This window comes from Serratia sp. YC16 (genome assembly GCF_009707615.1).
Classification (GTDB): domain Bacteria; phylum Pseudomonadota; class Gammaproteobacteria; order Enterobacterales; family Enterobacteriaceae; genus Serratia; species Serratia surfactantfaciens.
In genome coordinates, this window is record NZ_WLYN01000004.1 from 61,215 (window position 1) to 81,298 (window position 20,084).

Annotated in this window: 21 protein-coding genes; 15 read left to right on the forward strand and 6 right to left on the reverse strand. The window is 57.6% G+C overall.

What is annotated here, in order from left to right:
- The first annotated feature begins 124 nt into the window (after positions 1-124).
- Both dusA and pspG read left to right on the forward strand, forming a co-directional pair.
- Complete coding sequence (dusA, locus tag GKN89_RS14610) at positions 125-1,135, forward strand: tRNA dihydrouridine(20/20a) synthase DusA (protein ID WP_019453217.1); 1,011 nt, start codon at positions 125-127, stop codon at positions 1,133-1,135.
- Positions 1,136-1,292: 157 nt separating this feature from the next.
- Positions 1,293-1,511: an envelope stress response protein PspG gene (pspG, locus tag GKN89_RS14615; RefSeq protein ID WP_154747263.1), complete on the forward strand. Its 219-nt coding sequence runs from the start codon at positions 1,293-1,295 to the stop codon at positions 1,509-1,511.
- A gap of 299 nt (positions 1,512-1,810) precedes the next feature.
- Here the strand turns inward: pspG and GKN89_RS14620 are convergent, their stop codons facing one another.
- On the reverse strand, positions 1,811-2,794 hold the full coding sequence (locus GKN89_RS14620) for a quinone oxidoreductase (protein ID WP_019453215.1): 984 nt from the start codon (positions 2,792-2,794) through the stop codon (positions 1,811-1,813).
- A 167-nt stretch (positions 2,795-2,961) separates the two neighbouring features.
- Here GKN89_RS14620 and dnaB point away from each other — a divergent pair, with 167 nt between their 5' ends.
- Both dnaB and alr read left to right on the forward strand, forming a co-directional pair.
- Positions 2,962-4,386, forward strand: coding sequence for a replicative DNA helicase (dnaB, locus tag GKN89_RS14625; protein ID WP_025160134.1), 1,425 nt, complete (start codon positions 2,962-2,964; stop codon positions 4,384-4,386).
- 17 nt (positions 4,387-4,403) lie between these two features.
- On the forward strand, positions 4,404-5,483 hold the full coding sequence (gene alr, locus GKN89_RS14630) for an alanine racemase (RefSeq protein WP_019453214.1): 1,080 nt from the start codon (positions 4,404-4,406) through the stop codon (positions 5,481-5,483).
- 44 nt (positions 5,484-5,527) lie between these two features.
- Here alr and GKN89_RS14635 read toward each other — a convergent pair whose 3' ends face one another.
- A complete protein-coding gene (locus GKN89_RS14635; protein WP_154747264.1) occupies positions 5,528-6,295 on the reverse strand; it encodes a transporter substrate-binding domain-containing protein in 768 nt (255 codons plus the stop codon).
- A 215-nt stretch (positions 6,296-6,510) separates the two neighbouring features.
- On the opposite strand from GKN89_RS14635, the gene GKN89_RS14640 reads away from it, so the two are divergent.
- The 5 genes from GKN89_RS14640 to maa all read left to right on the forward strand — a co-directional run bounded on the left by GKN89_RS14640 (position 6,511) and on the right by maa (position 9,860).
- Positions 6,511-6,978, forward strand: a complete 468-nt coding sequence (locus tag GKN89_RS14640; RefSeq protein WP_004936775.1) for an Lrp/AsnC family transcriptional regulator — start codon at positions 6,511-6,513, stop codon at positions 6,976-6,978.
- 83 nt (positions 6,979-7,061) lie between these two features.
- A complete protein-coding gene (locus tag GKN89_RS14645) occupies positions 7,062-8,255 on the forward strand; it encodes an amino acid aminotransferase (RefSeq protein ID WP_041922290.1) in 1,194 nt (397 codons plus the stop codon).
- Between the two features lie 126 nt (positions 8,256-8,381).
- Positions 8,382-8,798 (forward strand): secondary thiamine-phosphate synthase enzyme YjbQ, encoded by a 417-nt coding sequence (locus GKN89_RS14650; RefSeq protein WP_063918672.1) that lies wholly within the window; start codon positions 8,382-8,384, stop codon positions 8,796-8,798.
- A 4-nt stretch (positions 8,799-8,802) separates the two neighbouring features.
- On the forward strand, positions 8,803-9,156 hold the full coding sequence (locus GKN89_RS14655) for an MmcQ/YjbR family DNA-binding protein (protein ID WP_019453210.1): 354 nt from the start codon (positions 8,803-8,805) through the stop codon (positions 9,154-9,156).
- Positions 9,157-9,302: 146 nt separating this feature from the next.
- Positions 9,303-9,860: a maltose O-acetyltransferase gene (gene maa / locus GKN89_RS14660; RefSeq protein WP_063918673.1), complete on the forward strand. Its 558-nt coding sequence runs from the start codon at positions 9,303-9,305 to the stop codon at positions 9,858-9,860.
- A 15-nt stretch (positions 9,861-9,875) separates the two neighbouring features.
- Here the strand turns inward: maa and GKN89_RS14665 are convergent, their stop codons facing one another.
- From GKN89_RS14665 to uvrA, 3 genes are all read right to left on the reverse strand, one after another.
- Entirely contained in the window at positions 9,876-10,673 is a 798-nt protein-coding gene (locus GKN89_RS14665; RefSeq protein ID WP_157783364.1) for a M48 family metallopeptidase, read from the reverse strand.
- A 219-nt stretch (positions 10,674-10,892) separates the two neighbouring features.
- A complete protein-coding gene (locus GKN89_RS14670; protein ID WP_074055131.1) occupies positions 10,893-11,699 on the reverse strand; it encodes a MipA/OmpV family protein in 807 nt (268 codons plus the stop codon).
- Positions 11,700-12,062: 363 nt separating this feature from the next.
- Positions 12,063-14,891 (reverse strand): excinuclease ABC subunit UvrA, encoded by a 2,829-nt coding sequence (gene uvrA / locus GKN89_RS14675; protein WP_019453206.1) that lies wholly within the window; start codon positions 14,889-14,891, stop codon positions 12,063-12,065.
- A 277-nt stretch (positions 14,892-15,168) separates the two neighbouring features.
- Here uvrA and ssb1 point away from each other — a divergent pair, with 277 nt between their 5' ends.
- Positions 15,169-15,699 (forward strand): single-stranded DNA-binding protein SSB1, encoded by a 531-nt coding sequence (gene ssb1 / locus GKN89_RS14680; RefSeq protein WP_004936793.1) that lies wholly within the window; start codon positions 15,169-15,171, stop codon positions 15,697-15,699.
- 60 nt (positions 15,700-15,759) lie between these two features.
- On the opposite strand, the gene GKN89_RS14685 is transcribed toward ssb1, so the two are convergent.
- Positions 15,760-16,674 (reverse strand): LysR family transcriptional regulator, encoded by a 915-nt coding sequence (locus GKN89_RS14685; RefSeq protein WP_025921000.1) that lies wholly within the window; start codon positions 16,672-16,674, stop codon positions 15,760-15,762.
- Positions 16,675-16,918: 244 nt separating this feature from the next.
- Here GKN89_RS14685 and GKN89_RS14690 point away from each other — a divergent pair, with 244 nt between their 5' ends.
- From GKN89_RS14690 to GKN89_RS14710, 5 genes are read left to right on the forward strand one after another with little or no spacing between them, the layout of a single operon-like run.
- The gene (locus tag GKN89_RS14690) at positions 16,919-17,533 is read left to right on the forward strand and encodes a hypothetical protein (RefSeq protein ID WP_019453204.1); all 615 of its coding nucleotides are present in this window, start codon (positions 16,919-16,921) and stop codon (positions 17,531-17,533) included.
- Positions 17,534-17,548: 15 nt separating this feature from the next.
- Positions 17,549-18,343 carry an AfsA-related hotdog domain-containing protein gene (locus GKN89_RS14695; RefSeq protein WP_154747265.1) on the forward strand — a complete coding sequence of 265 codons (795 nt, stop codon included), beginning with the start codon at positions 17,549-17,551 and terminating at the stop codon, positions 18,341-18,343.
- On the forward strand, positions 18,336-19,169 hold the full coding sequence (locus GKN89_RS14700) for a hypothetical protein (protein WP_019453202.1): 834 nt from the start codon (positions 18,336-18,338) through the stop codon (positions 19,167-19,169). Before GKN89_RS14695 ends, GKN89_RS14700 begins: the two co-directional genes overlap by 8 nt.
- Positions 19,170-19,177: 8 nt before the next feature.
- Complete coding sequence (locus GKN89_RS14705; RefSeq protein WP_025160132.1) at positions 19,178-19,408, forward strand: tautomerase family protein; 231 nt, start codon at positions 19,178-19,180, stop codon at positions 19,406-19,408.
- Positions 19,405-20,076, forward strand: a complete 672-nt coding sequence (locus tag GKN89_RS14710) for an HAD family phosphatase (protein ID WP_019453200.1) — start codon at positions 19,405-19,407, stop codon at positions 20,074-20,076. Before GKN89_RS14705 ends, GKN89_RS14710 begins: the two co-directional genes overlap by 4 nt.
- Positions 20,077-20,084 lie beyond the last annotated feature (8 nt).

Below are 20,084 nucleotides of genomic sequence, written 5' to 3' on the forward strand. Positions count from 1 at the left end.
CCACTTAATTTTTGTCGGCGACAAGGCGGTTTTCCCAACGGCGCCGATTGTCGTTATAATAGCCGTTTGCGGCCGCGCGCCGTTCGTTGAATTCAGACAGACATCAGGTAGCCAGTAACTCAGCATGACGAAAGACAACCACGCCCCAACCTACGCCGCCAATCGTTTCTCCATCGCGCCAATGCTCGACTGGACCGATCGTCATTGCCGTTACTTCCACCGCCTGCTGACCAAGGAAACGCTGCTGTACACCGAGATGGTGACCACCGGCGCGATCATCCACGGCAAGGGCGACTATCTGGCCTACAGCGAAGAAGAACATCCGGTGGCGCTGCAACTGGGCGGCAGCGATCCGGCCGCGCTGGCGCACTGCGCCAAACTGGCGGAGCAGCGCGGTTACGATGAAATTAACCTCAACGTCGGCTGTCCGTCCGATCGCGTGCAAAACGGCATGTTTGGCGCCTGTTTAATGGGCCAGGCGACGCTGGTCGCCGACTGCATCAAGGCGATGCGCGACGTGGTGTCGATCCCGGTGACGGTGAAGACCCGCATCGGCATCGACGATCAGGACAGCTATGCCTTCCTGTGCGACTTTATTCAGACCGTCGCCGGGCGCGGCGAGTGCGACATGTTCACCATTCACGCCCGCAAAGCCTGGCTCTCCGGCCTCAGCCCAAAAGAAAACCGCGAAGTGCCGCCGCTGGACTACCCGCGCGTCTATCAGCTGAAGCGGGATTTCCCGGCGCTGACCATCGCTATCAACGGCGGGGTGAAAACGCTGGAAGAGGCGCAGCAGCACCTGCAGCATCTGGACGGCGTGATGATGGGGCGCGAGGCGTACCAGAATCCGGGGATTCTGGCGCGGGTCGACAGCGAACTGTTTGGCGCGCAAACCGCGGTGCCGGACAGCGTGGCGATCGTCGAAGCGCTGTATCCGTATATCGAGCGCGAGCTGTCCAACGGCACCTACCTCGGCCACATCACTCGCCACATCCTCGGTTTGTTCCAGGGCGTGCCGGGTGCGCGTCAGTGGCGCCGCCATCTGAGCGAGAACGCCCATAAACCGGGCGCCGATGCGCGGGTGGTGGAGCAGGCGCTGGCGCTGGTGCGCCAACCGCGGGTCGAAATGGCGTAATTAACAAAAAACTTCACCAATAGTTAGTCTTTTTCGCCAGGCATTCAGCGTATCACTGGATGCCTGTCTAATCATTTCAATGCGTTAGCGCTTTCGCCGTTCTGGCACGCTTCTTGTAATTCACTCTGCAGATACGTTGTATTGCAAAGGAGCAATCATGTTGGAAATCTTCTTTCTCATTGGCTTTGTGGTGATGCTGATGGTGACCGGCATCTCGCTGCTGGGGATCTTCGCCGCGCTGTTGGTGGCGGCGGCGTTCATGTTGTTGGGCGGATTGTTCGCGGTGGTGTTTAAGCTGCTGCCGTGGCTGATTTTGGCGGTGGTCGGGGTGTGGATTTACCGCTCGATGCAGAAACCTCAGATCAAACGCTACTGATTTTTTGCTGAATAATCAGTCAGTCACGCTGAAACTTGCGCAATCGCCCGCACCGCTAATGCGGCAGCGATCACAGCTTGGCAGTTTTCCCGCGCGATGTGGCACATAAAGCGTGTTTTTTGCCGGACGGGGCTGTTAGGATATTTATCGATGCAGTGATGCGACCAATTTCATCACCGTGAGAGACAACTAAAATTCGTGTTGCTGAAGCAACCCCTGTCTCTGGCGGACTCTGCTCTACCCCTACAAAACGCAGTAACAGAAAGGGCTCCGCAAGGAGCCCTTTTCTTTGGCCGTTATCAGGGGATCAATAGGCTGGAACCGCTGGTGCTGCGGCTTTCCAGCACCTGGTGCGCGCGTTGGGCGTCGGCCAGCGCGAATTTCTGCTCGTCTTTCACTTCCACCCGAATAGCGCCGCTGCCGATCAGCGAGAACAGCTCGTTGCTGGCGTACTGCAGCTCGGCGCGGTTGGTCACGTAGCCGTTAAGGGAAGGGCGGGTGACATACAGCGAACCTTTCTGATTGAGCAGCGCCAGATCGACCCCGGTCACCGGGCCGGAGGCGTTGCCGAAGCTGACCATCAGACCGCGCCGCTTCAGGCTGTTGAGCGAGGCCTGCCAGGTGCTTTGCCCCACCGAATCGTAAACCACGCCAACCTTCTCGCCATGCGTCAGCTCGGCTACTCGCTGGGCGATATCCTCTTTGTGGTAGTTGATGGTGGCCCAGGCGCCGGCCTGCTTGGCCAGCGCGGCTTTTTCATCGGACCCGACGCTGCCGATCAGGCGCGCGCCCAGCGCTTTGGCCCATTGGCAGGCGATAAGCCCAACCCCGCCTGCGGCGGCATGGAACAGGAACACTTCACCCGGCTGCACTTCGTGGGTCTGGCGCAGCAGATAGTGCACCGTCAACCCTTTCAAGAAAGAGGCGGCACCCTGTTCAAAGCTCAGGTTGTGCGGCAGCAGCGCCACTTTTTCTTCCGGCACGTTGTGGATTTCGCTGTAAGCGCCGAGCGACGACTGCGCATACACCACCCGGTCGCCCGGTTTGATCGCGCTGACCCCGGCGCCGACCTTGACCACCACACCGGCCGCCTCGGTGCCGAGGCCGCTCGGCAGACTGGCCGGCGCGTATAGCCCGCTGCGCACATAGGTGTCGATGTAGTTGATGCCGATCGCCTTGTTCTCGATCTGCACTTCGCCGGCGGCCGGATCGAGCGGTGTAAAATCAACGTATTGCAAGACTTCCGGCCCGCCGGTGGCGGAGAATTGAATGCGCTTGGCCATGTCGTTACCTCGTTGGAGTGTCTGATTTCACCCTATTCTTTTTAGTCGCGGAGATCCAGTTCGCCCGTGCGGGGGCCAATACCTTTTTTGCATCGGTTATGACGCAAAAATCACGTATACTCTCGCGTCAGGATCCTTCATTCGCAACCGGATAAAGACTACGTTTCATGGCAGGAAAAAAACCAACCAACAAAACAAACGCGGACGAAACCAGAGAGCGTTCCAGAGATCGTCAGATGGAAGGGCTGAAGATGCCGCCGCACTCGCTGGAGGCCGAGCAGTCGGTGTTGGGCGGTTTGATGCTGGATAACGAGCGCTGGGACAACGTGGCGGAGCGCGTGGTCGCCAACGATTTCTTCAGCCGTCCGCACCGCCTGATCTTTACCGAGATGCAGCGTCTGCTGGAGATGAGCAAGCCTATCGACCTCATCACCCTGTCCGAATCGCTCGAGCAGAAGGGCGAGCTGGACTCGGTCGGCGGCTTCGCCTACCTGGCCGAGCTGTCGAAGAACACCCCGAGCGCCGCCAACATCGGCGCTTACGCCGACATCGTGCGCGAGCGCGCGGTGGTGCGCGAGATGATCTCGGTCGCTAACGAGATCGCCGACGCCGGCTACGATCCGCAAGGGCGCAGCAGTGAAGATCTGCTCGATCTGGCGGAGTCCCGCGTCTTCCAAATCGCCGAGAACCGCGCCAGCAAAGACGAGGGCCCGAAGGGCATCGAACGCATCCTGGAAGATACCGTGTCGCGTATCGAGCAGCTGTATCAGCAGCCGCACGACGGCGTGACCGGGGTCGATACCGGCTATCAGGACCTCAACAAGAAAACCGCGGGCATGCAAAAGTCCGATCTGATCATCGTCGCCGCCCGTCCATCGATGGGGAAAACCACCTTCGCCATGAACCTGTGCGAAAACGCCGCGATGACCCAGGAAAAACCGGTGCTGATCTTCAGCCTGGAGATGCCCGGCGAGCAGATCATGATGCGTATGCTGGCGTCGCTGTCACGCGTGGATCAGACGCGCATCCGTACCGGCCAGCTCGACGACGAGGACTGGGCGCGCATTTCCAGCACCATGGGCATCCTGCTGGAGAAGCGCAACATGTACATCGACGACTCCTCAGGCCTGACGCCGACCGAAGTGCGCTCGCGCGCGCGGCGCATTTTCCGCGAGCACGACGGGCTTAGCCTGATCATGATCGACTACCTGCAGCTGATGCGCGTGCCGGCCTTGTCCGATAACCGTACGCTGGAAATCGCCGAGATTTCGCGCTCGCTGAAGGCGCTGGCGAAAGAGCTGCAGGTGCCGGTGGTGGCGCTGTCGCAGCTGAACCGTAGCCTGGAGCAGCGCGCCGACAAACGCCCGGTCAACTCCGACCTGCGTGAATCTGGCTCTATCGAGCAGGACGCCGACCTGATTATGTTCATCTATCGTGATGAGGTGTATCACGAGAACAGCGATCTGAAAGGGATCGCGGAAATTATTATCGGTAAGCAGCGTAACGGCCCGATCGGTACCGTGCGCCTTACCTTTAACGGCCAGTGGTCGCGTTTCGACAACTACGCGGGGCCACAATACGATGACGAATAATCAGCTAAGGAACTGAAATGAAAGCGGCAACCGCTGTAATCGACCGCCGCGCTCTGCGACATAATCTGCAACAGGTGCGCCGCCAGGCGCCGCAAAGCCGCCTGATTGCCGTTGTGAAAGCAAACGCTTATGGACATGGCCTGCTGGAAACAGCACACACCCTGCAAGACGCCGACTGCTACGGCGTGGCGCGCATCGGCGAAGCGCTGATGCTGCGCTCCGGCGGCATCGTCAAACCGATCCTGCTGCTGGAAGGCTTCTTCAGCGCCGAAGACCTGCCGGTGCTGGTGGCGAACAACATCGAAACCGCGGTGCACAGCATCGAACAGCTCGAAGCGCTGGAGCAGGCCGAGCTGGCGCGTCCGGTGCCGGTGTGGATGAAGCTCGATACCGGCATGCATCGGCTGGGGGTGCGCCCCGAGCAGGCGGAGGCGTTTTATCAGCGCCTGTGCGCCTGCCGCAACGTGGCGCAGCCGGTCAATATCATGAGTCACTTCAGTCGCGCCGACGAGCCGGAATCCGACACCACGTTGAAACAGATCGCCTGCTTTGAGCAGTTCGCGCGCGGCAAACCGGGCCAGCGCTCGGTCGCCGCTTCCGGCGGCACGTTGCTGTGGCCGGACGCCCACAACGAGTGGGTACGACCTGGCATCATTCTGTACGGCGTATCGCCGCTGGATAACGGCAGCGGCGCCGAGCATGGGCTGCAGCCGGCGATGACCCTGAAATCCAGCCTGATCGCGGTGCGCGAACACAAGGCCGGTGAAGCGGTCGGCTACGGCGGCACCTGGGTAAGTCCGCGCGATACCCGGCTGGGGGTGGTGGCGATGGGGTACGGCGACGGCTATCCGCGCAGCGCGCCGACCGGTACGCCAATCCTGATCAACGGCCGCGAAGTGCCGATCGTCGGCCGGGTGTCGATGGACATGATTTCGGTCGATCTCGGGCCGGACGCCGCCGATAAGGTGGGAGATGAAGCGGTGCTGTGGGGGCCGGCGTTGCCGGTCGAGCGTATCGCCGTCTGTACCGGCATCAGCGCTTATGAACTGATCACCAAGCTCACGCAGCGCGTGGCGATGGAATACATCGGCGACTGATGCGCCGCAGGGGCCGACGTGCGTCGGCCCCGTTCCTCAACGCGTTACTTCTTTACCGCCAACCATTTGTCGATAATCTTCTGATACTCGCCGGTCGCCTTGGCCAGGTGCAGCCACTGATCCACATACAGTTTCCAGCTCAAATCGTCGCGCGGCAGCATGTAAGCCTTCTCGCCGTACTGCATCGGCTTGGTCGGATTCACTGCGCACAGCTTCGGATAACGCTTCTGCTGATACAGCGCCTCGGAGGCGTCGGTGATCATTACGTCCGCCTTGCGATCCACCAGCTGCTGGAAAATGCTCATGTTATCGTGCGTCAGCGTCAGCTTGGCTTTTGGCAGATAGGCGTGAACGAAGGCTTCGTTGGTGCCGCCCGCCGGCTCCAGCAGGCGCACCGACGGTTTGTTGATCTGTTCGAGAGTGCGGTATTTCTTCACGTCGGTGCAGCGCACCAGCGGGATTTTGCCGTCGGTATCCAGTTTGTCGGCGAAGAACACCTGTTTTTGCCGCTCCAGCGTGACGGAGATGCCGCCCATGGCGATATCGCACTTGCCGGAGGCGAAGTCCGGCGTCAGGGTTTTCCAGCTGGTTTTCACCCACTTCACTTTGGCGCCCAGGCTCTTGGCCAGCGATTCCGCCATGTCGATGTCGATGCCTTCATAGCCGCCGTCTTCCTTGAGGAAGGTATAGGGCTTGTAGTCGCCGGTGGTGCAGACCTCCAGGGTCTTTTGCTGCAGCACTTTGTCCAGGTGGGATTGCGCGCCGGCGCTGCCGGCGGCGAGCAGCAGCGCGAGGGGGAGTAGCTTTTTCATCTGGCGTCCTTTTTATACATTCGTGGTTTTATGCGTTACTTCGCCGTTAATTGTCGTTTGCCTGCATGAGTTAGCCGTTTTTTATGCCGCTTACCGGCGAAAACGCCGGGCGTTGCTGCTGTACGCGATTTAAGCGCCAGGGTGTGACGTCGGCAACGGTAAAAAAACTGGTAGGCTGTAACGTCAACATTTATTAACACAGTTTACAGGTGGCTATGTACAACATTGACGATTTTGATATGAAAATCCTGACGCTGTTACAGGCCAACGGCCGTCTGACCAATCAGGAGCTGAGCGAGCTGGTGGGGCTCTCCGCCTCCCAATGTTCGCGGCGGCGCATCAGCCTGGAGCAGGCGCAGCTGATCCGCGGCTACCACGCGCGGCTGGCGCCGGAGGCGGTCGGCCTGGGGCTGGTGGGGCTGATCGAAGTCAGTCTGATCACGCACGCGCAGGAGCAGATCGACAGCTTTCATCAGATGCTGGAGGAAGTGGACGCGATCCTTGACGCTTACAAGACCACCGGCGACGCTGATTACCTGCTGAAAGTGGCGGTGGCGGACCTGCCGGCGCTGAGCGAATTCATCAGCCAGACGCTGTCGCCGCACAAAAGCGTGGCGCATATCAAAACGGCGGTGGTGCTCAATCGCATCAAGGAAAACGGTTTATTGCCGGTGGCGAGATAAAGCTAAAACCGAACGCGGTTTTCCGTCTATATTAGGAACGTAACGCTGTGCCCAAAACCACAATAAACCAGGAGAAAAAACCCGTGTTCCAGAACGTTGACGCCTATGCCGGCGATCCCATTCTGTCGCTGATGGAAAAATTCAAACAAGACCCGCGCGCGCACAAGGTGAACCTGAGCATCGGCCTGTACTACGATGCGCAGGGCATCATCCCGCAGATGCGGGCGGTCGCCGCGGCGCAAGCGCAGTTGAACAGCGTCGAACATGGCGCCTCGGTATACCTGCCGATGGAAGGGCTGCAGTCTTACCGTTCCGCCATTCAGCAACTGCTGTTCGGCGCGCAGCACCCGATGCTGCAGCAGGGGCGCATCGCCACCATTCAGACCGTCGGCGGTTCCGGCGCGCTGAAAGTGGGTGCCGATTTCCTGAAAAGCTACTTCCCGGATTCGCAGGTGTGGGTCAGCGATCCTACCTGGGAAAACCACGTCGCCATCTTCAGCGGCGCCGGTTTCAAAGTGAATACCTATCCGTATTTCGACAGCGAAAGCCTGGGCGTGAAGTTCGACGCCATGCTCGCCGCGCTGAAACAGCTGCCGAAGCACAGCATCGCGCTGCTGCACCCATGCTGCCACAACCCGACCGGTTCCGACCTGACCCCCGCCCAGTGGGATGAAGTGGTCAAGGTGATCGCCGAACGTGAAATCATTCCGTTCCTCGACATCGCCTATCAGGGCTTCGGCGGCGGCATGGAGCAGGATGCTTACGCCATTCGCGCCATCGCGGCGGCCGGTTTACCGTGCCTGGTGAGCAACTCGTTCTCGAAGATCTTCTCGCTGTACGGCGAGCGCGTCGGCGGCCTGTCGGTGGTGTGCGAAAGCGAAGAAGCGGCCGGGCGCGTGCTGGGCCAGCTGAAGGCCACCGTGCGCCGCAACTACTCGAGCCCGCCGAACTTCGGCGCGCAGCTGGTGGCCAAAGTGTTGAACGACGCCCAGCTGAAAACCCAATGGCTGGACGAAGTGGAGAGCATGCGCACCCGCATTCTCGAGATGCGTCATGCGCTGGTGGACACCCTGAAGAGCGCGCTGCCGCAGCGCAACTTCGATTACCTGCTGGCGCAGCGCGGCATGTTCAGTTACACCGGCTTCAGCGCGGCGCAGGTCGATCGTCTGCGTGAAGAGTTTGGCGTCTACCTGATCCACAGCGGGCGCATGTGCGTGGCCGGTTTGAACCACAACAACGTGCGTCAGGTGGCCGAGGCGTTTGCCGCGGTGCAGTAACGCCTGTTAGTCTGAACGGACGTTGATCGAGGAGCGATAGCGATATCGCTCCTTTTTTATTGCCGGCGCGCCGCCGAAGTTGCCGCAAACCGGAGAGAGAATATACTGATTGAGGGGCGCTCACTCATGTGGCATCAGCAAACGCTAATCCTCAGCGCAAAAGCGCGTGGCTTTCATCTGGTTACCGACGAGATCGCCAACCAGTTAACCCACTTACACCGCCTGCAAACCGGCCTGCTGCATCTGTTGCTGCAGCATACCTCGGCCTCGCTGACGCTCAACGAGAACTGCGATCCCACGGTGCGAGCCGATATGGAGCAGCATTTCCTGCGTCAGGTGCCGGAAAACGCACCCTATCAGCATGACTACGAAGGGCCGGACGACATGCCGGCGCACATCAAATCCTCGCTGCTGGGCGCTTCCTTGACACTGCCCGTCAGGCACGGGCGGCTGATGCTGGGCACATGGCAGGGCATCTGGCTGGGGGAGCACCGCATCCACGGCGGAGCACGCCGTATTGTGGCCACATTACAGGGGGAGTAACCCAATGAATAACAGCGCATTGCTGGAGTACTGCATGGCGAAGCCGGGCGCGGAACAAAGCGACCAAAACCAGTGGCAGGCCAGCCAGATCAAGGTGGGCGACGTGATGTTCGCCATGGTGTGCGAGGTGGAAGGGCGGCCGGCGCTGGCGGTCAAGTCCAGCCCGGAGCTGGCGGAAAGCCTGCGCGAACACCATCCGGAGATCGTCGCCTGCGACGGTCTGAACAAGGCGCACTGGAATACGGTGTTCCTCGACGGCAACCTGCCGAACTCGCAGTTTTACACGCTGATCGACAGCTCTTATCAGCTGGTGGTGGAAGGCCTGCCCGAACACGTGCGCCAGGAACTGCGCGCCTGATTGCCGGGCGGCGGCGCCGCCCGTTTTTTCCCGTTCTTTCGTCTTAAAGCGTGATCGCGGTCCTGATTTGGGAACGTTCCCTTTTTATCGCCTGGCTAAAGCGACTACGCTTGAGCCTTCAAGCAACGCGGATTAAGGAGGCCGATATGGCCATCAGCGAAGAAAAGCGCAAGATGATCGCCGGAGAGCTGTACGACGCCGGCGATGAACTGCTGCGCAGCGAACGCCGGCGCGCACGCCAACTGACGCATCGCTACAACCATTCGTCGCCGGAAGAGGGCGAGCTGCGCAAGCAGTGGCTGGATGAGCTGCTGGGCCGCTATCAGGGCGGCACCATCGAGCCGACGTTCCGTTGCGACTACGGCTATAACATCTATCTCGGCAAGAATTTCTACGCCAACTTCGACTGCGTGATCCTCGACGTATGCGAGGTGCATATCGGCGACAACTGCCTGCTGGCGCCGGGCGTGCATATCTACACCGCCACTCATCCGCTGGATGCCGAGACTCGCGTCGGCGGGGCGGAGTTCGGCAAGCCGGTCAAGATTGGCGACAACGTGTGGATCGGCGGGCGTGCGGTGATCAATCCGGGCGTAACCATCGGCGATAATGCGGTCGTGGCGTCCGGCGCCGTGGTCACCAAAGACGTGCCGGCCAACTGCGTGGTGGGCGGTAATCCGGCGCGCGTGCTGAAAACGCTGTAGGCGCGCCGGAGTAGGTTAAAACATGCTGCCGTGGCGCTCGAAGCCGTGCATCTCAATGTCTTTGAGCGCCTTGAAGCGTTTAACCATCACCGCATGGTCAGACAGCAGATTGCTGATGCGGACAAACAGCTCTTTATTCTCGTCTTCACACTGTTCCAGCCAGGCCTGCGGGTTCACGCCATGTTGCATCCAGGGGCCGACGGCCAGCAACCGCACCGTGTTGGCGTAGTTCGGGCACACCGCGAGCGCCACGCGATCGGCGGAATACTCCTGTGCGCGAGTCGTCGCCAGGCCGGGCAGCAGCAGCGACTGCGGCACGACGCCGATCGCCAGACGCCACAGCGACACATGGCGCAGTTTGTGGTGGGCCAGCTCATGCGCCAGCACGAACTCCACGATCTCCGGCGCGGTAGGCATCAGCATGGCGATTTCAGAATGGATCACCACGTAGCGCTGGCGGCGATTGCACTCCAGCGCGAAGGCGTTGACCACGCCGTTGCCGTTGGTCAGATAAAGCTTGGGCAGCGTCTTGAGTTCCAGCCGCCGGCCGATATCCTGATACAGCGCAAATAATTCCGGAAATTGCGCCGGCCCGATGCGCAAGGCGTTGGATTTCGCCTGTGCGGCGAGATAGAAACGATAAATATAGAAAGCGATCGGGATCAGCGGTAATAACGCAAGCAGGCTGAGGGTATCCAATGTTTCCTTGGCGTCGTCTCCCAATCCAAGTGCAGTGCCATCCGTATTTACCACGACGGCGGCGATACCAAATAAAAAACCGAGCAACGTAATTATCGCCGACAGCCAGATCATGGGCATTTCCCATCGATGCCGAAATGCGGTGAAATTGCGGCTCTCTGTCGCATGATGTTGACACATAAAATATCCTTAATAAGAGGGAGTCACGCCTGACATTGTCAGGTAAATAATCAATGCTTAATTATCCATCCGTTTACCTAACAATCAGCTAAACTATAGTTCATTTTTTAACCGCGACGTTTTCCCTGCCTGCACAGACCCTGGGCAACAACCTCAGAAGCTGTAACTGGCGCTGGTGAAGGCCATGCCCGAGGTGGTTTTCTCGACGATAGGGCTGTCGGCCGCATCGCCCAGCAGACGGGTCACGCCGACCCCGGCCTGGAAAGCGACGTTCGGCCGCCACTGATAATTGAGGGCGGCGGTGAGCGTGGCGTCCTTAAATCCGCTGCCCGGCCGATAAGCGCTAAAGGCGCTGCGTTGAGCCTGCTGCGACGTTACGCCGAAATAGCCGCGTTGATAGCCGCTGTTGGCCCAGGTGGTGGAGAGGTTGCCGATCAACGTCAGCTGTTCGCTGAGCGGATATTGCCCGGTGAGCCCGGTTTCCACATAGGCGGTGTGGCCCAGTTCTTCCCCGCCGTAGCTGCGTTTGCGCGTCGCCTGCATCCCTTTGACATAGGCGCGGAAGGGATCGAATTGGTAGCTTAGCTCGGCGCCGGCCTCCAGTGCGCCACCCAGTTTTCCCATGCCTTTGAGCCGGGTGTTGCGGCCGCGCAAGGTTCTGATTTCTTCGTCACGACCGGCGTCATAGTTAAGCAACAGCGCGATGCCGATGGGCCCGGCCAGCGGAAATTGCCAGCGCGCCCCTTCGCTGCCCGCGCTGAACTCTCCCCAGTTGGCGTTTTGATAGCCGGCATTCACCTGATACAGAGGTTCAATACTGTAAAAAGAAGAGCCTTCATAGGCGGGGGCGACGGCGAGACCGCCGGCGAGCGTCAAAGACGCTTCGCCGTCTTGCGCCTGACCGGCGAGGGGGAAAAACAATAACAGCGCGGCGGCAGAGGTTCCCAATTTATTATCCACGTTAAACACCTTTTATATCATCCCATTGAAAGTACGAGCCAATAGGCCCATTCATTTATTGAAGGCTATTTATAAACGCTATGTTTATATTGATTAATATGCGCGCGGTGCACAGGCGCGGCGTTATTTCATCGGAATAGTGAAGCGCATGGGGAATAAACAAAAGGCAAACAGGCGGCATTCAGGAGGGATTTTATTTTTCGAGGTGAAGAAACTGCCTGTTTTTAAAGGCATGATTCAGAAGAAGCAAAAAATCGGCATATTATGCCAATCACTAAAGCGATAGGTGTTTCTCGGCGAAAAGTGCGGAATATTAAAAAAATGAGGCGGACGATTCCGCCTCGTTGAGAGAATAACCCGCCGTTATTTTGCCAGCAGCGGTTTCAGGAAGCGCGCGGTGTGCGATTTTTCACAATCGGCGACCGTTTCCGGCGTGCCGGCGACCAGGATCTCGCCGCCGCCGCTGCCGCCTTCCGGCCCCAGATCGACGATCCAGTCGGCGGTTTTGATCACGTCCAGGTTATGCTCGATGACCACGATGGTGTTGCCCTGATCGCGCAGCTGATGCAGCACCGCCAACAGCTGTTGGATATCGGCGAAGTGCAGACCGGTGGTCGGTTCGTCGAGGATATACAGCGTCTGGCCGGTGCCGCGTTTCGACAGCTCGCGCGCCAGCTTCACGCGCTGCGCCTCACCGCCGGAGAGCGTGGTGGCCGACTGGCCGAGGCGGATGTAGGACAGGCCGACATCCATCAGGGTCTGCAGCTTGCGCGCCAGCGCCGGCACCGCGTCGAAGAAATCACGCGCTTCTTCGATGGTCATCTCCAGCACTTCGTGGATGCTCTTGCCTTTGTACTTCACTTCCAGCGTTTCGCGGTTATAGCGTTTGCCCTTGCACTGGTCGCACGGCACGTAGATGTCCGGCAGGAAGTGCATCTCGACCTTGATCACCCCGTCGCCCTGGCAGGCTTCACAGCGCCCGCCCTTGACGTTGAAGCTGAAACGGCCCGGCGTGTAACCGCGGCTGCGTGATTCCGGCACGCCGGCGAACAGCTCGCGCACCGGAGTGAAGATACCGGTGTAGGTGGCCGGGTTGGAGCGCGGCGTGCGGCCGATCGGGCTCTGATCGATGTCGATCACCTTGTCGAAATGCTCCAGGCCGGTCACTTCGCGGAACGGCGCCGGTTCGGCGATGGTGGCGCCGTTGAGCTGGCGCTGGGCGATCGGGAACAGCGTATCGTTGATCAGCGTCGATTTGCCGGAGCCGGACACGCCGGTGATGCAGGTAAACAGACCGACCGGCAGCGTCAGCGTCACGTCTTTCAGGTTGTTGCCGCGCGCGCCGCTCAGCTTCAGCACCTTGGTCGGATCGGCCTGCACGCGCTGCGCCGGAATGGCGATCTCGCGTTTACCGCTGAGGAACTGGCCGGTCAGCGACTCCGGCTGCGCCATGATGTCGTCGACGGTGCCTTCCGCCACCACCTGGCCGCCGTGCACGCCGGCGCCGGGGCCGATGTCGATCACATGGTCGGCGGCGCGGATGGCGTCTTCGTCATGCTCCACCACGATCACCGTGTTGCCGAGGTTGCGCAGGTGGATCAGCGTTTCCAGCAGGCGCTCGTTGTCGCGTTGGTGCAGGCCGATCGACGGCTCATCCAGCACGTACATCACGCCCACCAGGCCGGCGCCGATCTGGCTAGCGAGGCGGATACGCTGCGCTTCGCCGCCGGAGAGCGTTTCCGCCGAACGGGACAGCGACAGGTAGTTCAGGCCGACGTTCACCAGGAATTTCAGGCGATCGCCGATCTCTTTCAGCACTTTTTCGGCGATCTTGGCGCGCTGGCCGCTGAGCTTCATGTTCTGGAAGAAGGTCATCGCGTGGCCGATGCTCAGATCGGAGATCTCCGGCAGCGTAGTGTCTTCGACGAACACGTTGCGGGCTTCTTCGCGCAGGCGGGTGCCGTGGCATGAGGCGCACGGTCGGTTGCTGATGAACTTCGCCAGCTCTTCGCGCACCGCACTGGACTCGGTCTCTTTATAGCGGCGCTCCATGTTGTGCAGCACGCCTTCGAACGGATGGCGGCGCACGGTGGTGTCACCGCGATCGTTGATGTATTTGAATTCGATCGACTCTTTGCCGGAACCGCTCAGCACCGCCTTCTGCACGTTGGCGCTCAGGGTGTTGAACGGCGCTTCCACGTCGAACTCATAGTGCTCCGCCAGCGAGCGCAGCATCTGGAAGTAGTAGAAGTTGCGGCGATCCCAGCCGCGGATCGCGCCGCCGGCCAGCGACAGCTCGGGGTTCTGCACCACGCGATCCGGATCGAAGAACTGCTGCACGCCCAGGCCGTCGCAGGTCGGGCAGGCGCCGGCCGGGTTGTTGAAGGAGAACAGGCGCGGTTCCAGCTCGCGCATGCTGTAGCCGCAGATCGGGCAGGCAAAGTTGGCGGAGAACAGCAGCTCGTCCGCTTTTTCGTCGTCCATATCCGCCACTACCGCGGTGCCGCCGGACAGCTCCAGCGCGGTTTCGAACGATTCGGCCAGGCGCTGCGCCATGTCGTCGCGCACCTTGAAACGGTCGACCACCACTTCGATAGTGTGTTTCTTCTGCAGCTCCAGCTTCGGTGGATCGGACAGATCGCACACTTCACCGTCGATGCGAGCGCGGATATAGCCCTGGGCGGCCAGGTTTTCCAGCGTTTTGGTGTGCTCGCCCTTACGGTCTTTCACCACCGGCGCCAGCAGCATCAGGCGTTTGCCTTCCGGCTGGCTCAGCACATTGTCGACCATCTGGCTGACGGTTTGCGCCGCCAGCGGTACATGGTGATCCGGGCAGCGCGGCTCACCGACGCGGGCGAACAGCAGGCGCAGGTAGTCGTGGATCTCGGTGATGGTGCCGACCGTGGAGCGCGGGTTGTGCGAGGTGGATTTCTGTTCGATGGAGATCGCCGGCGACAGGCCTTCGATATGATCGACGTCCGGCTTTTCCATCAACGACAGGAATTGGCGCGCATAGGCGGAGAGCGATTCGACATAGCGCCGCTGCCCTTCGGCATACAGCGTATCGAAAGCCAGCGATGACTTGCCGGAACCGGACAGGCCGGTGACGACGATCAGTTTGTCACGCGGGATAATCAGGTTGATGTTTTTCAGATTATGGGTTCGAGCACCACGAACTTCGATATTGTCCATTTACACTTCCCGTCTTGATGATACACCGCGCCTGTCGCGATTTTTGCGGGGGATTTTGTGATGGATCTCGCAAAAAACCGGCACAGCCTGGTCGAAACGCATAATTATGACACAAAAAAACCTGAATGAATATCCAGTATGCGAATGCAACAAGGCCGATCGAAAAGACAATTCTGGAATGCAATTCGCACTTATCAACACGGGTGTGGTTTCGTACTCAGCGTGGTAAACTGACGCGTTTATACTGTGTAGAAATCAATCATCGGGAGAAGTGCTCATGGCCAGCAGAGGCGTAAACAAAGTAATTCTGGTCGGGAATCTGGGTCAGGATCCAGAAGTCCGTTACATGCCGAACGGCGGCGCAGTGGCCAACATTACCCTGGCGACCTCCGAAAGCTGGCGTGACAAAGCGACCGGCGAACAGAAAGAGAAGACCGAGTGGCACCGCGTCGTGCTGTTCGGCAAACTGGCCGAAGTGGCGGGCGAATACCTGCGCAAAGGCTCTCAGGTTTACATCGAAGGCTCCCTGCAGACGCGTAAATGGCAGGATCAGAGCGGCCAGGATCGTTACACCACCGAGATCGTGGTTAACGTCGGCGGCACCATGCAGATGTTGGGCGGCCGCCAGGGCGGCGGCGCACCGGCCGGTCAGTCTGCCGGCGGCCAGGGCGGTTGGGGCCAGCCTCAGCAGCCACAGGGCGGCAACCAGTTCAGCGGCGGCCAGCAGCAGTCTCGTCCGGCGCAGAACAGCGCACCGGCGACCAGCAACGAACCGCCAATGGATTTCGACGACGATATTCCGTTCTGATATCCGGCCGTTTACAGCCAACAAAAAAGCCCCGCAAGGGGCTTTTTTGTTTTTGCAGCCTCAGCGCTCTGGCGATGAGGCCAATAATTGTCGGGCTGCGTTCAATACGTTGACCCGTTTTTCGTTTTTTTGCATCACCAGATAAACGTCGATATGCAATCTTTCATTCATTTGTGCATCCAGGTGGCGATAGCACAAGCCCGCCCGGGTGGATACGCACATCGATTGTGGCATCAGTGCCATGCCTTTTCCCCGGGCGATGCTGGCCAGCATGATCAGTGAATCGTCGGGTTCCGCTTTGCGCTTCAGTACAAAAGGCAGTGATTGAAGGACATTTTCGCACTTATCATAAAAACCCGGGTTTGCACTGCGGGAGAACCAGTAGAGCGGCAGATCGACAACGTCGCGCAGCGATACGGTATCTTGAATGCTGGCGGGATGAGACGAAGGCAGCGCCAACATGAGCGGTTCTCGATACAACCAACGAAATTCAAAGGCTTCTTCGCCGTTAGGCGCTTTCTCGCCGACAAGCGCGATATCCAGATTCCCCCGAGCCAAGATCTGCAGTAACTGTTTTGACGTCAGTTGATGAGCGGAGATCTCATCGGCATCGATGAGCTTTTCCAAATGGGCATTGATGGTGGGGATCAGACTGAAATCCAGCGTACGCGTGACGCCGATTTTCACCGTGTCGCTCTCGACATTGAGTCGTTGAACCAAATGAGAAAGCTGATTAATGAGTTGTTTGGCTTGCTCCTCCAGTTTGATTCCCGCCTCAGTTAAATGCACCTGATGGGTATCGCGGGTAAACAGCGGGCAACCAATCACGTCCTCGAGGCACTGGATTTGCCGGGTCAACGGCGGTTGCGTCATTCGCATTCTTTCGGCTGCCCGGCGAAAATTCAGCTCGTGTGCGACGGCGAGAAAGCACTGCAACTGCTTAATTGTGGGTAGTTTTTCATTGAAAATCGTCAATTACGGGCTCCGACGTCATTCGACCTGACGCTGATTGGCGAAAGGTGGGCGATAGCAAATAAAATCCAGAATCAACACGTCGGGTACAGCGGTATTCTATTTTTTGTATCAGATTACCTGAACGGTTGTTATATTTCCATAACATTATTGATACAAAAGTTATATTACAAAACTAACAATTCTCTAATGTTATGGACTTGTTATTGTGAAGCCTCTGAACACACACATCTACAGAGGTTTATTTATGTCGGCAAAATACGTACTCATTACTCGCTTCCCACTGAAAGACAATACCGATAAGTCACAATTCAAATCGCTGGCGAATAGCCATGCTGGAAAATACTTTGTCTCGGATGAGCAAAATATTAACGAATTGCTCGAATTACGCGCATTTTCCTCCATCGAGGAAATTGCCGCTCAGGAAAGTGAGTTGGAGTCTGCATTCCATTCGTTTTCTGCCGTGCTTGCCGGTGACGTTCGCCGTGAGCTGGTCAAGTTCGTTGAAGCGCCTATTGACACCGTTGACGATATTCCCGCCACTGAGTATGTCCAACTGCGTCATGTGGAGGTTCCTGCAGAAAATTACAGTCAATATCGTCACTGGCGTGAAGAAACTATTTTCAATGTCGTTCGTGATAACAAAGATAAAATCACCAGCTTCGGCGCATATCACTCACTGATCAGCGGCCAACCAGGCGTTATGTTTATCTCGGCTTTCAATGGAAATAAAGAGGCCTATAAAGAAGCTTTCACCAATGCCCGTTATCAGACCATTATTCAACAAGCCGGAGATAGCTATATTACCGGCGGAAATGAAGGTCTTTATACCCGTATTTATCGTTCAGTTTCTTGTTGTTGATAACTTGAGGTTGTAATGAAAAATCAAGCAATGTCGAAGAAAATCGTGGTCGTCGGTGATAAGTTTAGCGAGTTCTCTAACGGTAAAGACGTTGTAACCATTAGCCAGTTAGAACTTATCACTCAAATCCCTGCTCATATTATAGATACTAACAGCCAATTTATTGTTGGCCAGGGTGTGCGCGATGATTATGCCGGGAAAGTGCTGGAGAACCAGCATCGCAACAGAAGTCATGACAATAAATTAGATCTGACCGAGTTGGAAAAGCTGACGGCGACAGCAAGAAACGCCTATTCGCATAAAAAAATAAATCACAACACATTGATTGGCGCCGCAGAGAAAGTTGAGGATAACTTGTTTACTCTGCCTTTACTGATTGATGAACGTTGTGAACTGATGGCCGACCACCAGACGGGACAACATATTCAGGGGATGATTTTGGTTGAGGCGTGTCGCCAAACCTTTATTGCTGTCACCGAAGAATTCTACCTGCCTGACAGCGCAGGAAAATCCTACTATGTCATCAATGATATGAACATCAAGTTTGAAAACTTCCTGTTCCCGTTGCCGGCGATTGTCCACTATGAGTTGGTGGAGCAGAACGTGAATGAACGCCGCGCGCGCTTCAAAGCGGAGATCCGCATCTCTCAGCACACTACGCTGTGCGCGAGCATGTCGGTATCGTTTACCGTTTATCCGGCTTCGGTTATCGGTGAAAAAGAAGCGGTGTTGGCGACAGAGATGACGCATACCCTTTTGCAGAATGCCGGTCTCGGCGTCCCGAGTGAAAGAGGGGGCGTGCATGCCTGAGACTAACGGCCAGCGCTACTCTCTGGCCGTGACCACGCAGGGGCCGCTTTACCCCCCTGCGGAGGTTGTGGATGCCAAGGGAAACTTTGTGGTCATCGGGCAGATCCCGCGCCAAAACGGCATTGAGTGGGGGGGCGCAATTGTAGATAAAAACAGCCCATTACCCGCGTTTGGCCAGGCTTTACCCTATACCGTCATCGACGAACTGCAGACATTGACGGCCGAACAGTTGGCGGATATCACCCTGTACACGCTGCCGCTGCCGTTGCCGCTGAATAACTACCCGATGACGTTTGCACCGGAGCAACGGCCGGAGGCCGCTAACGATCGCAGGCCAAGCGTGCCGCTGCATGAAGGCTACATCGCCGACATGCGAACCACCGACGGCCCGCGCCGGCTGCCGGCGATTACTTTGGCCGATTGGATGACGGCGCAAGGCGAACTCGTCGTTAGCCTCAGTGAAGATCGCCGCTCGGCCCGTTTCGATTTCCGCTTTCATTATCTGGTGCCGAATAGCGTTTATACCGTGATGAGCTTGCGAGAGCGTGACCTGTCGCCGCTTGCGCCAACCCGGCCGGGACCACTGGGGATCCCCAACGTGTTCGTGACAGACGCGCAGGGCCACGCCGAATTTTGGGCTGAATTGCCCAACCCTTTCCCGGCCGCGAGCGAAAATAGCAACCGGGTGATTAATGTCGTGGTTTTATTTATGAGCTGTCGCCAGAGCTTTGGCGGCGCGATAGGCATTTATGGATTGGGGGGCGATATTCATGCGCATCTGAAATTGCCTGCATTATCTTTTAGCGAATTTACCACTGTGGAATAAGGTTTCCTATGCCAGTTGTTCAAGTTACTACCTGGAAAATGAATGATGAGACTAAAGTGAAAAAACTCATCGAAGAAATTACGCACTCGGTCCATTTACATTGTGGGGCGCCGTTAGACAAGATTTCCGTTGTCATCAGCGAAATTTCGCCATCGCGTTGGGCGGATGCCGGTGTATTGGGTAACGATACCGCTTTTCCGGTGAAAAGCCGCCGCAAGACTTATGAGGAGGAAGCGTGACGTCTGCTGCGGCATTTTTCGATGTAGATGAAACCTTGATTAAAATGAAGAGCATGTTCCATTTTTATCATTATTGGAGCAATGTTCGCGGCACTCAGAAAGCTTATGAGGAATTTATTAAACGCTTTCAACAGGCGGTTGCAGAAGGCGTGCCGCGAGAGGTGCTCAATCGTATGTATTACAGGCAGTTTTCCGGCATAGATATCGATGATGTTTATCAGGTAGCGGAGGACTGGTTTCATGAATATCTGCAGGAACAGGATGCTTATATCGCCTCTGCCGTCGATCGTTTTCAGCGCCATAAAATCAGCGGGCATCTCACCGTTTTTATTTCAGGCTCCATGTTGCCGTTATTGAAACCGTTAGGGTTGAGGCTCGGCGCCGATGCCATTCTTTGCACTCAATTGCTGTTGGATGCGAAAGGGAAACTGACCGGGGAAATCGGTGAGCCGCAAACGATCGGGCAGGGCAAGCAGCGGGCGCTATTGTCATTTAGCCAAAGCCATAATATCGATTTGAGAAAAAGTTTCGCCTATGGCGACGATCTCTCTGATATTCCGATGCTGTCAGCGACGGGCAACCCCGTTTGTGTAGGCGAACATTCAAACCTGGCGGAATATGCGCGCCGGAATAATTGGAACATGCTGGCGGAAAATGCTCCCAATTAATTGAGGAT

What these genes read in the sequence shown, in the direction of transcription:
- GKN89_RS14640 (WP_004936775.1), top strand. Translation starts at nt 6,511, where the DNA reads ATGTACAACATTGACGATTTTGATATGAAAATCCTGACGCTGTTACAG.
- ssb1 (WP_004936793.1), top strand. Translation starts at nt 15,169, where the DNA reads ATGGCCAGCAGAGGCGTAAACAAAGTAATTCTGGTCGGGAATCTGGGT.
- dusA (WP_019453217.1), top strand. Translation starts at nt 125, where the DNA reads ATGACGAAAGACAACCACGCCCCAACCTACGCCGCCAATCGTTTCTCC.
- GKN89_RS14635 (WP_154747264.1), bottom strand. Translation starts at nt 6,295, where the DNA reads ATGAAAAAGCTACTCCCCCTCGCGCTGCTGCTCGCCGCCGGCAGCGCC.
- GKN89_RS14655 (WP_019453210.1), top strand. Translation starts at nt 8,803, where the DNA reads ATGAATAACAGCGCATTGCTGGAGTACTGCATGGCGAAGCCGGGCGCG.
- maa (WP_063918673.1), top strand. Translation starts at nt 9,303, where the DNA reads ATGGCCATCAGCGAAGAAAAGCGCAAGATGATCGCCGGAGAGCTGTAC.
- GKN89_RS14700 (WP_019453202.1), top strand. Translation starts at nt 18,336, where the DNA reads ATGCCTGAGACTAACGGCCAGCGCTACTCTCTGGCCGTGACCACGCAG.
- GKN89_RS14650 (WP_063918672.1), top strand. Translation starts at nt 8,382, where the DNA reads ATGTGGCATCAGCAAACGCTAATCCTCAGCGCAAAAGCGCGTGGCTTT.
- GKN89_RS14690 (WP_019453204.1), top strand. Translation starts at nt 16,919, where the DNA reads ATGTCGGCAAAATACGTACTCATTACTCGCTTCCCACTGAAAGACAAT.
- GKN89_RS14620 (WP_019453215.1), bottom strand. Translation starts at nt 2,794, where the DNA reads ATGGCCAAGCGCATTCAATTCTCCGCCACCGGCGGGCCGGAAGTCTTG.
- uvrA (WP_019453206.1), bottom strand. Translation starts at nt 14,891, where the DNA reads ATGGACAATATCGAAGTTCGTGGTGCTCGAACCCATAATCTGAAAAAC.
- pspG (WP_154747263.1), top strand. Translation starts at nt 1,293, where the DNA reads ATGTTGGAAATCTTCTTTCTCATTGGCTTTGTGGTGATGCTGATGGTG.
- dnaB (WP_025160134.1), top strand. Translation starts at nt 2,962, where the DNA reads ATGGCAGGAAAAAAACCAACCAACAAAACAAACGCGGACGAAACCAGA.
- GKN89_RS14695 (WP_154747265.1), top strand. Translation starts at nt 17,549, where the DNA reads ATGAAAAATCAAGCAATGTCGAAGAAAATCGTGGTCGTCGGTGATAAG.
- GKN89_RS14665 (WP_157783364.1), bottom strand. Translation starts at nt 10,673, where the DNA reads ATGATCTGGCTGTCGGCGATAATTACGTTGCTCGGTTTTTTATTTGGT.
- GKN89_RS14705 (WP_025160132.1), top strand. Translation starts at nt 19,178, where the DNA reads ATGCCAGTTGTTCAAGTTACTACCTGGAAAATGAATGATGAGACTAAA.
- alr (WP_019453214.1), top strand. Translation starts at nt 4,404, where the DNA reads ATGAAAGCGGCAACCGCTGTAATCGACCGCCGCGCTCTGCGACATAAT.